Below are 12,516 nucleotides of genomic sequence, written 5' to 3'. Positions count from 1 at the left end.
TATACAATGCCAATATATGATTTTCTGCGTTGAGAAAGATGTATATTTTTGTTTCTCTTGGAAAAGATAGTAAAATCAGCAGATTATGAAACAGAATGATGGTTTTCTTATAGAAGCCATTTTTCTTTTTTGAGCAGGTAGAAAGACTCAACGTATTTATCTTTAAGAGAAAGAGACTACGCTAATAGCAGTAGTTGTATTTATTTGTGATTTTGCACAAATTTTTTTGTGCATTTATAATACTCATGATTTGAGGGGTGAAGCAGTTGACAGGTCAACTAGTTCAATACGGACGCCACCGCCAACGAAGAAGTTATGCCCGTATTAGTGAAGTATTAGAGTTACCAAATCTTATCGAAATTCAAACCTCTTCTTATCAGTGGTTTCTTGATGAGGGTTTGCGAGAAATGTTCCAAGACATTTCTCCGATTGAAGACTTTACGGGAAATCTATCGCTTGAATTTATCGACTACAGCTTAGGTGAACCTAAATACTCTGTAGACGAATGCAAAGAGCGTGATGTGACGTATGCAGCACCACTTCGTGTAAAAGTGCGTCTAATCAACAAGGAAACTGGTGAAGTAAAAGAACAAGATGTGTTCATGGGAGATTTCCCACTCATGACAGAGACTGGAACATTCGTAATTAACGGTGCAGAACGTGTTATCGTTTCCCAGTTAGTTCGCTCTCCAAGCGTATACTATAGTGGCAAAGTGGATAAAAACGGAAAACGTGGTTTTACTGCTACTGTAATTCCAAACCGCGGAGCTTGGTTAGAGTATGAGACAGATGCTAAGGATGTTGTATATGTGCGTATTGACCGTACGCGTAAACTTCCTGTAACTGTTTTGTTACGCGCATTAGGGTTTGGCTCTGATCAAGAAATCACCGAGCTTTTAGGTGATAACGAATACTTAAGCAACACATTAGAAAAAGACAACACAGATAGCACAGAAAAAGCATTGCTTGAAATTTATGAGCGTCTACGTCCTGGTGAACCACCAACAGTAGAAAATGCTAAGAGCTTACTTGTGTCTCGTTTCTTTGATCCAAAGCGCTACGATTTAGCAAATGTAGGTCGCTATAAGATCAACAAGAAGTTACACATTAAAAACAGATTGTTTAATCAACGTTTAGCTGAAACATTAGTGGATCCAGAAACTGGTGAAATTTTAGCGGCAGAAGGAACAATCTTAGATCGTCGTACACTTGATCGCATTTTACCTTACTTAGAGAAAAACATTGGATTCAAAACAGCGAAACCAATGGGTGGAGTGGTAGAAGGCGATGTTGAGCTGCAATCTATTAAGATTTATGCTCCTGAGTCGGAAGGCGAACGCGTAATTAATGTAATTGGTAATGCAAACATTACTCGTGATGTGAAACACATCACACCAGGTGATATCCTTGCTTCTATCAGTTACTTCTTCAACCTACTATACAAAGTAGGGGATACAGATGATATTGACCATTTAGGAAACCGTCGTCTGCGTTCTGTTGGAGAACTGTTACAAAATCAATTCCGTATCGGTCTTTCTCGTATGGAACGTGTTGTTCGTGAGAGAATGTCGATCCAAGATACAAATGCAATTACACCACAGGCACTAATTAATATTCGTCCTGTTATTGCATCTATTAAAGAGTTCTTCGGAAGTTCTCAGTTATCTCAGTTTATGGACCAAACAAACCCATTAGCAGAGTTAACTCACAAACGAAGACTATCTGCATTAGGACCTGGTGGTTTAACGCGTGAGCGCGCAGGCTTTGAAGTGCGTGACGTTCATTACTCTCACTACGGTCGTATGTGTCCGATTGAAACACCAGAGGGACCAAACATCGGTTTGATTAACTCATTATCTTCGTTCGCGAAAGTAAATGAGTTTGGTTTCATTGAAACACCATACCGTCGTGTTGACCCAGAAACTGGTCTTGTAACAGGGCATGTTGATTACTTAACAGCAGATGAAGAAGATAACTATGTTGTAGCCCAAGCGAATATGAAATTATCTGACGAAGGTGAATTCCTAAGTGAAGATATCGTAGCTCGTTTCCGTGGTGAAAACATTGTCACAAATAGAGAACGCATCGACTACATGGATGTATCTCCAAAACAAGTAGTGTCGGCAGCGACAGCTTGTATTCCGTTCTTAGAAAACGATGACTCTAACCGCGCACTTATGGGAGCGAACATGCAACGTCAGGCGGTTCCGTTAATGAATCCGGAATCTCCGATTGTAGGTACAGGTATGGAGTACGTATCAGCAAAAGACTCAGGTGCTGCAGTAATCTGTAAACATCCTGGTGTTGTTGAGCGCGTAGAAGCACGTGAAGTTTGGGTACGTCGCTATGTAGAAGTTGACGGTCAAATAGTAAAAGGCGACTTAGATCGCTACAAAATGCAAAAATTCATTCGTTCTAACCAAGGAACTTGTTACAACCAACGTCCAATCGTAAGTGTTGGAAATGAAGTTGTAAAAGGTGAAATCCTTGCGGATGGTCCTTCTATGGAATTAGGTGAACTAGCACTTGGACGTAACGTGCTTGTTGGCTTCATGACTTGGGACGGTTATAACTACGAGGATGCGATCATCATGAGTGAGCGCCTTGTAAAAGATGATGTGTACACTTCTATTCATATTGAAGAATATGAATCAGAAGCTCGTGATACGAAGCTTGGACCAGAAGAAATTACACGTGACATTCCAAACGTTGGGGAAGACGCATTACGTAACCTTGACGAGCGCGGTATCATTCGCGTTGGTGCTGAAGTAAAAGATGGAGATTTACTTGTTGGTAAAGTAACACCTAAAGGTGTAACAGAATTAACAGCTGAAGAACGTCTATTACATGCTATCTTTGGAGAAAAAGCGCGTGAAGTACGTGATACATCACTACGTGTACCACACGGTGGTGGCGGTATTATCTTAGACGTAAAAGTATTCAACCGTGAAGATGGCGATGAATTGCCACCAGGCGTGAATCAACTTGTACGTGCATATATCGTTCAAAAACGTAAAATTTCTGAAGGTGACAAGATGGCCGGACGTCACGGTAACAAAGGTGTTATTTCTCGTATTTTACCAGAAGAAGATATGCCTTACCTACCAGACGGTACGCCAATCGATATCATGTTAAACCCATTAGGGGTACCATCTCGTATGAATATCGGTCAGGTATTAGAGCTTCATCTTGGTATGGCAGCAAGATACCTTGGCATTCACATTGCAACACCAGTATTCGATGGTGCTCGTGAGGAAGATGTTTGGGGCACAATTGAAGAAGCTGGTATGGCAAATGACGCGAAAACAATCCTGTATGACGGACGTACTGGTGAACCATTCGATAACCGCGTATCTGTTGGTGTCATGTATATGATCAAACTTGCGCACATGGTTGACGATAAACTTCATGCTCGTTCTACTGGACCATACTCACTTGTAACGCAGCAACCTCTTGGAGGTAAAGCTCAGTTCGGTGGACAGCGTTTCGGTGAGATGGAGGTTTGGGCACTTGAAGCTTACGGTGCTGCTTATACTCTTCAAGAAATCTTAACAGTGAAGTCTGATGATGTTGTTGGACGTGTTAAGACTTATGAAGCAATTGTTAAAGGCGAAAATGTTCCAGAACCAGGCGTTCCTGAATCATTCAAAGTATTGATTAAAGAGCTGCAAAGTTTAGGTATGGACGTTAAAATGATGTCTAGCGACGATACAGAAATTGAAATGCGTGATACAGAAGATGACGATGATCATCAATCAGCAGATAAATTGAATGTCGAAGTTGAGACAACTAAGGAATAATTGGGATAACCTGTAGACTAAAAGGGAGGTAGGCCCCTTGATAGATGTAAATAACTTTGAATATATGAAGATTGGACTTGCTTCACCTGACAAGATTCGTTCTTGGTCATACGGTGAAGTTAAGAAACCAGAAACTATTAACTATCGTACGTTAAAGCCTGAAAAAGATGGCTTATTCTGTGAGCGTATTTTCGGACCACAAAAGGACTGGGAATGTCATTGCGGAAAATACAAACGTGTACGTTATAAAGGTGTAGTTTGTGATCGATGTGGCGTTGAAGTAACGCGTGCAAAAGTACGTCGTGAACGTATGGGTCATATCGAATTAGCTGCTCCTGTATCTCATATTTGGTATTTCAAAGGTATCCCGAGCCGCATGGGACTTGTCTTAGACATGTCCCCTCGCGCGCTTGAAGAAGTAATTTATTTCGCTTCTTATGTTGTAACAGAAAGTGGAGATACACCACTTGATAAGAAGCAATTACTTTCTGAAAAAGAATACCGTGCATATCGTGATCGATATGGTAGCACATTCCAAGCTGCTATGGGTGCAGAAGCAATTAAAAAGCTACTACAAGACATCGATTTAGATAAAGAAGTAGACTTCTTAAAAGAAGAATTAAAAACAGCACAAGGACAACGCCGTACTCGTGCTATTAAACGTCTAGAAGTATTAGAAGCATTCCGTAACTCTGGAAATGAACCGTCTTGGATGATCTTAGATGTTCTACCAGTAATCCCACCAGAACTACGCCCAATGGTACAGTTAGACGGTGGACGTTTTGCTACTTCTGACTTAAACGACTTATACCGTCGTGTAATTAACCGTAACAACCGTTTAAAACGTCTATTGGACTTAGGTGCACCAAGCATCATCGTTCAAAACGAAAAACGTATGTTACAAGAAGCTGTAGACGCATTAATCGATAATGGTCGTCGTGGCCGTCCAGTTACTGGGCCAGGTAACCGTCCATTAAAATCACTATCTCACATGCTTAAAGGTAAACAAGGACGTTTCCGTCAAAACTTATTAGGTAAACGTGTTGACTACTCTGGTCGTTCTGTAATCGTTGTAGGACCGAACTTAAAGATGTATCAATGTGGATTACCAAAAGAAATGGCGCTTGAACTGTTCAAACCTTTCGTAATGAAAGAGTTAGTTGAAAAAGGATTAGCACATAACATTAAGAGTGCGAAACGTAAAATCGAGCGTGTACAACCTGAAGTTTGGGACGTTTTAGAGTCTGTGATTAAAGAACATCCAGTACTTCTAAACCGCGCACCAACACTTCACCGTCTTGGTATCCAGGCGTTTGAACCTACATTAGTAGAAGGTCGCGCAATCCGTCTTCACCCACTTGTATGTACTGCATACAACGCGGACTTTGACGGTGACCAAATGGCCGTTCACGTACCTTTATCATCAGAAGCTCAAGCTGAAGCTCGTCTTCTTATGTTAGCGGCACAAAACATCTTGAACCCGAAAGACGGTAAACCAGTTGTTACTCCATCTCAGGATATGGTATTAGGTAACTATTACTTAACACTTGAGCGTGAAGGTGCAATCGGTGAAGGTATGGTCTTCAAAGATGCAAATGAAGCATTGCTTGCATATCAAAATGGATATGTTCATCTTCATACACGTGTTGCAGTAGCTGCAAGTGCAGTAAACAACGCAACATTTACTGAAGAGCAAAAGAGTATGCTTCTATTAACAACAGTTGGTAAATTAATATTTAACGAAATCTTACCAGAGTCGTTCCCTTATATTAATGAACCAACAAATTCAAACCTTGAAAAAGAAACACCAGCGAAATATTTCGTTGAAAAAGGTGCGAACATTAAAGAAATTATTGCTAGTCGCGAAGAAGTGGCGCCATTTAGCAAGAAGATCCTTGGTAACATCATTGCGGAAGTGTTCAAACGTTTCCAAATTACAGAAACGTCTCGCATGCTTGACCGTATGAAAAACTTAGGATTCAAGTACTCTACAAAAGCTGGTATTACAGTTGGGGTATCTGACATTCTTGTATTAGGCGAAAAAGATGAAATTCTCCATGAAGCACAAGCAAAAGTAGATAATGTAATTAAACAATTCCGTCGCGGTTTAATCACGGAAGAAGAACGTTACGATCGCGTTATCTCTATTTGGAGTAATGCAAAAGATGTTATCCAAGGAAAACTGATGAAATCCTTGAATAAACGCAACCCAATCTTCATGATGAGTGACTCAGGTGCCCGTGGTAACGCATCTAACTTTACTCAGCTTGCTGGTATGCGTGGTCTTATGGCCAATCCATCTGGTCGTATCATCGAACTTCCAATCAAATCGAGTTTCCGTGAAGGTTTAACAGTACTTGAGTACTTCATCTCTACGCATGGTGCGCGTAAAGGTCTTGCCGATACAGCACTTAAAACTGCCGATTCTGGTTACTTAACACGTCGTCTTGTTGACGTTGCACAAGATGTAATCGTTCGTGAAGATGATTGTGGAACAGATCGCGGTTTATTAATTGGTGCGATTAAAGAGGGTAATGAAGTTATCGAGTCATTATATGATCGTCTTGTTGGACGTTTTGCAAGAAAAACTGTAAAACATCCTGAAACAGGTGAAGTATTAGTTGCTGAAAATCAATTAATTACTGAAGATATCGCTCATATCGTTGAAAATTCGGGTGTTGAAACTGTAAACATTCGTTCAGCGTTTACGTGTAACACTCGCCACGGTGTATGTAAGAAGTGTTACGGTCGTAACTTAGCAACTGGAACAGACGTAGAAGTAGGAGAAGCGGTAGGTATTATCGCAGCTCAATCTATCGGTGAGCCAGGTACACAGTTAACGATGCGTACATTCCATACAGGTGGGGTTGCCGGAGATGATATTACTCAAGGTTTACCTCGTATCCAAGAGATCTTCGAAGCTCGTAATCCGAAAGGTCAGGCAGTTATCAGTGAAATCGACGGTGTTATCGCAGCGATCAACGACGTTAAAGATCGCCAAGAAGTAGTTGTACAGGGTGAAGTTGAAGCTCGTACGTATGCTATTCCTTACGGTGCTCGTCTGAAAGTAACTCCAGGACAGCCAATTAGCCACGGTAAAGAGTTAACAGAAGGTTCTATTGATCCGAAAGAATTACTAAAAGTAACGGACATTACGGCGGTTCAAGAATACTTATTACGTGAAGTTCAAAAAGTATACCGTATGCAAGGGGTAGAAATTGGTGACAAACACGTAGAGGTAATGGTACGTCAAATGTTACGTAAAGTTCGTGTAAGTGATGCAGGTGAAACAGATGTATTACCAGGAACATTACTAGATATCCATCAGTTTACTGATGCGAATGCTAAGGTCTTACTGCAAGGTAAGCAACCAGCAACAGCTAGACCTGTTCTACTTGGTATTACAAAAGCTTCACTTGAAACAGATTCATTCTTATCTGCAGCATCGTTCCAAGAAACAACTCGTGTCTTAACTGATGCAGCAATTAAGGGTAAACGCGATGAACTTCTAGGATTAAAAGAAAATGTTATTATCGGTAAACTTGTTCCTGCTGGAACAGGTATGAATCGTTATCGCAAAGTGGATCTTGTAAAAACAACACAAGATGACATGAACGTAGAAAACGATGAGGTTTATGTGGAACAGTAAAATTTTCCGTCATAAATTTTGTATAAAAACAATTAATCTTAGTTGACATTGTATGAGTCAAAATGTTACTATAATCAAGGTTGCTCCTGAACGATGCTTTGGAGGATATTTATATGTCTTATCAAAAAGTATCAACTGCTGAAAATGTAGTCGTTGGTCATAAACGCACATTGGAAGCAATCAAAAATGGTACAGTTAAAGAAGTTGTCATCGCAGAGGATGCTGACATGCGGTTAACCCATGCTATCATTCGTATTGCAATGCAATATAACGTGCCCATAACAAAAGTTGAATCAGTTCGTAAGCTTGGTAAAGCTTCGGGGATTCAAGTGGGAGCTTCAGCAATAGGAATAATAAGTTAAAACTGTTTTTGTGAGGAGAGAGCATTTGCTCTTCCTTGCAAAAACTTTGTTTTCAACTAATAATGAACCACCTGGATATGTGGTCATACAAACATGCGAAGGGAGGATAATCAAATGCCTACTATTAACCAATTAGTGAGAAATGGTCGTACTGATAAAGTATGGAAATCTAAATCACCTGCGTTAAACAAAGGTTTTAACTCTTTAAAGAAAAAATCAACTGATATCTCTGCACCTCAAAAACGTGGTGTATGTACTCGTGTTGGTACAATGACTCCAAAGAAACCTAACTCAGCGTTACGTAAATACGCTCGTGTACGTTTAACAAACGGTATCGAGGTTACAGCTTACATCCCAGGTATCGGTCATAACCTACAAGAGCATAGCGTAGTATTAATTCGCGGTGGTCGTGTAAAGGATTTACCGGGGGTACGTTACCACATCGTTCGTGGTGCGCTTGACACAGCTGGTGTTGACAAACGTATGCAAGGACGTTCTAAATATGGTACTAAGAGACCAAAACCTGCTAAAAAATAATAACTTTAAAATGAAAGGAGGAACTCAATATGCCTCGTAAAGGACCTGTTGCGAAACGTGACGTGTTACCAGATCCAATGTACAATTCGAAGCTAGTAACACGCCTTATCAACAAAATGATGGTTGACGGTAAAAAAGGTAAATCTCAAACAATTCTTTATAATGCGTTCGATATCGTAAACGAACGTACTGGTAAAGAGCCAATGGAAGTATTCGAGCAAGCTCTTAAGAACATCATGCCTGTTCTTGAAGTACGCGCTCGTCGTGTTGGTGGTGCTAACTACCAAGTTCCAGTTGAGGTTCGTCCAGAACGCCGTACAACTTTAGGTCTTCGTTGGTTAGTAAACTACGCTCGTCTTCGTGGTGAAAAAACTATGGAAGAGCGTCTTGCTAACGAAATCTTAGATGCAGCTAACAACGCTGGTGCATCTGTTAAGAAACGTGAAGACACTCATAAAATGGCAGAAGCTAACAAAGCATTTGCTCATTACCGTTGGTAGGATTCAACGTAAAATAAATGTAAGCATAAACCGCTTTATTTGTCGCTTATGGAAGTGTGGAGAGGGAGAATGCCTCTCCCTTTCATCGGGCGCTCGTTTTACATAATGAGAGTACTGGACATACTGACATGTGTAACAATATAAAGTGGCTTTTTTGCTACTTAAAATAAAAAAATCCAATCCATATATGGAAGGAGCAAGACACCAAATGGCAAGAGAGTTCTCTTTAGAAAACACTCGTAATATTGGTATCATGGCTCACATCGATGCTGGTAAAACAACAGCAACTGAGCGTATTCTGTACTACACAGGACGTATTCATAAAATCGGTGAAACTCACGAAGGTGCATCTCAGATGGACTGGATGGAGCAAGAGCAAGAGCGTGGTATCACAATTACTTCTGCTGCAACTACAGCACAATGGAAAGGTCATCGTGTAAACATCATTGATACTCCAGGACACGTAGATTTCACAGTAGAAGTAGAACGTTCTTTACGCGTACTTGATGGCGCTGTAGCAGTACTTGATGCGCAATCTGGTGTAGAACCACAAACAGAAACTGTTTGGCGTCAGGCTACTACTTACGGCGTACCTCGTATCGTATTCGTTAACAAAATGGATAAGATCGGTGCAGATTTCTTATACTCTGTAGGAACAATCCACGATCGTTTACAAGCAAACGCACATCCAATTCAGTTACCAATCGGTGCTGAAGATGAGTTCAATGGTATCATTGACCTTGTTGAAGAGTGTGCTTACATGTACGGTAACGATTTAGGAACAGACATTCAACGTGTTGAAATTCCTGAAGAGCACAAAGAATTAGCTGAAGAATACCGTGGAAAACTTATTGAAGCGGTAGCTGAGCTTGATGAAGAAATGATGATGAAGTACCTAGAAGGTGAAGAAATCACTGTAGAAGAGCTTAAAGCTGGTATCCGTAAGGCTACAACTTCTGTAGAATTCTTCCCAGTAATCTGTGGTTCTGCATTCAAAAACAAAGGTGTTCAAATTCTGTTAGACGCAGTTATCGACTACCTTCCATCTCCACTAGATGTACCTGCTATTAAAGGTACTCTACCGGATACAGATGAAGAAGTAGAACGTAAGTCTAGCGATGAAGAACCATTCGCAGCTTTAGCATTCAAAATCATGACTGACCCTTATGTTGGTAAGTTAACGTTCTTCCGTGTGTACTCTGGTGTGTTAAACTCTGGATCATACGTGAAAAACTCAACTAAAGGTAAGCGTGAGCGTGTAGGTCGTATCCTACAAATGCACGCTAACAGCCGTGAAGAGATTTCAACAGTTTACGCTGGTGATATCGCTGCTGCTGTAGGTTTAAAAGATACTACTACTGGTGATACTCTTTGTGACGAGAAGAGCCTTGTTATCCTTGAGTCTATGGAATTCCCAGAGCCAGTTATCTCTGTAGCTATCGAACCAAAATCTAAAGCTGACCAAGATAAAATGGGTACAGCATTATCTAAGCTTTCTGAAGAAGATCCAACATTCCGTGCTCACACTGACCAAGAAACTGGCCAAACTATCATCGCTGGTATGGGTGAACTTCACCTTGATATCATCGTTGACCGTATGCGCCGTGAATTCAAAGTGGAAGCAAACGTTGGTGCTCCTCAGGTAGCATACCGTGAGACTTTCCGCGCTGCTGCGAAAGTTGAAGGTAAGTTCGCTCGTCAATCTGGTGGTCGTGGACAATTCGGTCACGTTTGGATTGAGTTTGAACCTAACGAAGAAGGTAAAGGATTCGAATTCGAAAACAAGATCGTCGGTGGTGTAGTTCCTCGTGAATACATCCCAGCTGTTGGAGCAGGTCTTGAAGATGCACTTAAAAATGGTGTACTAGCTGGTTATCCACTAGTTGACATTAAAGCTGCATTAGTTGACGGATCTTACCATGATGTCGATTCATCTGAGATGGCGTTCAAAATCGCTGCATCTATGGCACTTAAAGCTGCGGTTTCTAAATGTAGCCCAGTAATTCTTGAGCCAATGATGAAAGTTGAAGTTGTAATTCCTGAAGAGTACATGGGTGACATTATGGGTGACGTAACATCTCGTCGTGGACGTGTAGAAGGTATGGAAGCTCGCGGTAACGCACAAGTTGTTCGCGCTATGGTTCCACTTTCTGAAATGTTCGGTTATGCAACGTCATTACGTTCTAACACTCAAGGACGCGGAACATTCTCTATGGTGTTTGACCACTATGAAGAAGTACCAAAGTCTGTTTCTGAAGAAATTATCAAAAAAAATAAAGGTGAATAATTGATTTTTATCGATTGTTCAAGTATAACTACTTATGTAAGCTTAGAAAGTGGGACGTAAGTTTCACTTTCTAGTCTAAATATAAAATAACCTATATAAACTAAGGAGGAATTTAGAATGGCTAAAGCTAAATTCGAACGTTCTAAACCCCATGTTAACATCGGTACAATCGGCCACGTTGACCATGGTAAAACTACATTAACTGCTGCGATCACTACAGTTCTTGCAAAAGCTGGTGGTGCTGAAGCACGCGGATACGATCAAATCGATGCTGCTCCAGAAGAAAGAGAGCGCGGTATCACAATCTCAACTGCACACGTTGAGTACGAAACTGAAACTCGTCACTATGCACACGTTGACTGCCCAGGTCACGCTGACTATGTTAAAAACATGATCACTGGTGCTGCTCAAATGGACGGCGGTATCTTAGTAGTATCTGCTGCTGATGGCCCAATGCCTCAAACACGTGAGCACATCCTTCTTTCTCGTCAAGTAGGTGTTCCTTACATCGTTGTATTCTTAAACAAATGCGACATGGTAGATGACGAAGAATTATTAGAATTAGTAGAAATGGAAGTTCGCGACCTATTATCTGAATACGGATTCCCAGGCGACGACATTCCTGTAATCAAAGGTTCTGCTCTTAAAGCTCTTCAAGGAGAAGCTGATTGGGAAGCAAAAATCATTGAATTAATGGCTGAAGTTGATGCTTACATCCCAACTCCAGAACGTGAAACTGACAAACCATTCTTAATGCCTGTAGAGGACGTATTCTCTATCACAGGTCGTGGTACAGTTGCTACTGGTCGTGTTGAGCGCGGTATCGTTAAAGTTGGTGACGTAGTAGAAATCATCGGTCTTGCTGAAGAAAATGCTTCTACAACTGTAACTGGTGTAGAGATGTTCCGTAAACTTCTTGACCAAGCTCAAGCTGGAGACAACATCGGTGCTTTACTTCGTGGGGTTGCTCGTGAAGACATCCAACGTGGACAAGTACTTGCAAAAAGCGGTTCTGTAAAAGCTCACGCTAAATTCAAAGCTGAAGTTTTCGTATTATCTAAAGAAGAAGGTGGACGTCACACTCCATTCTTCGCTAACTACCGTCCTCAGTTCTACTTCCGTACAACTGACGTAACTGGTATCATCCAATTACCAGAAGGTACTGAAATGGTAATGCCTGGTGACAACATCGAAATGACTATCGAACTTATCGCTCCAATCGCTATCGAAGAGGGAACTAAATTCTCTATTCGTGAAGGTGGACGTACAGTAGGTTACGGTGTAGTTGCTACTATCGTTGAGTAATCTTAACTGATATAAAAAAACCTAAGGGATTTTCCCTTAGGTTTTTTATTTGCGTTTATATAAGGAAGAAGAGGGT

7 protein-coding genes are annotated in these 12,516 nt (G+C 41.0%); all 7 read left to right on the top strand.

The annotated features are described in order from the left end of the window. Positions 1–266: 266 nt before the first annotated feature. The 7 genes from rpoB (at position 267) to tuf (ending at position 12,440) form a co-directional block, all read left to right on the top strand. Positions 267–3,800 carry a DNA-directed RNA polymerase subunit beta gene (rpoB, locus tag IQ781_RS15000; RefSeq protein ID WP_000147552.1) on the top strand — a complete coding sequence of 1,178 codons (3,534 nt, stop codon included), beginning with the start codon at positions 267–269 and terminating at the stop codon, positions 3,798–3,800. A gap of 37 nt (positions 3,801–3,837) precedes the next feature. Next, positions 3,838–7,449: a DNA-directed RNA polymerase subunit beta' gene (gene rpoC, locus IQ781_RS14995; RefSeq protein ID WP_000567939.1), complete on the top strand. Its 3,612-nt coding sequence runs from the start codon at positions 3,838–3,840 to the stop codon at positions 7,447–7,449. Between the two features lie 113 nt (positions 7,450–7,562). After that, complete coding sequence (locus IQ781_RS14990; protein WP_000121836.1) at positions 7,563–7,811, top strand: 50S ribosomal protein L7ae-like protein; 249 nt, start codon at positions 7,563–7,565, stop codon at positions 7,809–7,811. A 114-nt stretch (positions 7,812–7,925) separates the two neighbouring features. Beyond that, positions 7,926–8,348, top strand: coding sequence for a 30S ribosomal protein S12 (rpsL, locus tag IQ781_RS14985; RefSeq protein ID WP_001142341.1), 423 nt, complete (start codon positions 7,926–7,928; stop codon positions 8,346–8,348). Between the two features lie 29 nt (positions 8,349–8,377). Continuing rightward, complete coding sequence (rpsG, locus tag IQ781_RS14980; protein WP_001137491.1) at positions 8,378–8,848, top strand: 30S ribosomal protein S7; 471 nt, start codon at positions 8,378–8,380, stop codon at positions 8,846–8,848. Positions 8,849–9,056: 208 nt separating this feature from the next. Next, positions 9,057–11,135, top strand: a complete 2,079-nt coding sequence (gene fusA, locus IQ781_RS14975) for an elongation factor G (RefSeq protein ID WP_000090370.1) — start codon at positions 9,057–9,059, stop codon at positions 11,133–11,135. 117 nt (positions 11,136–11,252) lie between these two features. Next, complete coding sequence (gene tuf, locus IQ781_RS14970) at positions 11,253–12,440, top strand: elongation factor Tu (protein ID WP_001029614.1); 1,188 nt, start codon at positions 11,253–11,255, stop codon at positions 12,438–12,440. The last annotated feature ends 76 nt before the right edge of the window (positions 12,441–12,516 follow it).

Source organism: Bacillus sp. N447-1, assembly GCF_022701035.1.
GTDB classification, from domain to species: Bacteria; Bacillota; Bacilli; order Bacillales; family Bacillaceae_G; genus Bacillus_A; species Bacillus_A cereus.
This window is presented reverse-complemented; position numbering and strand designations above follow the sequence as displayed.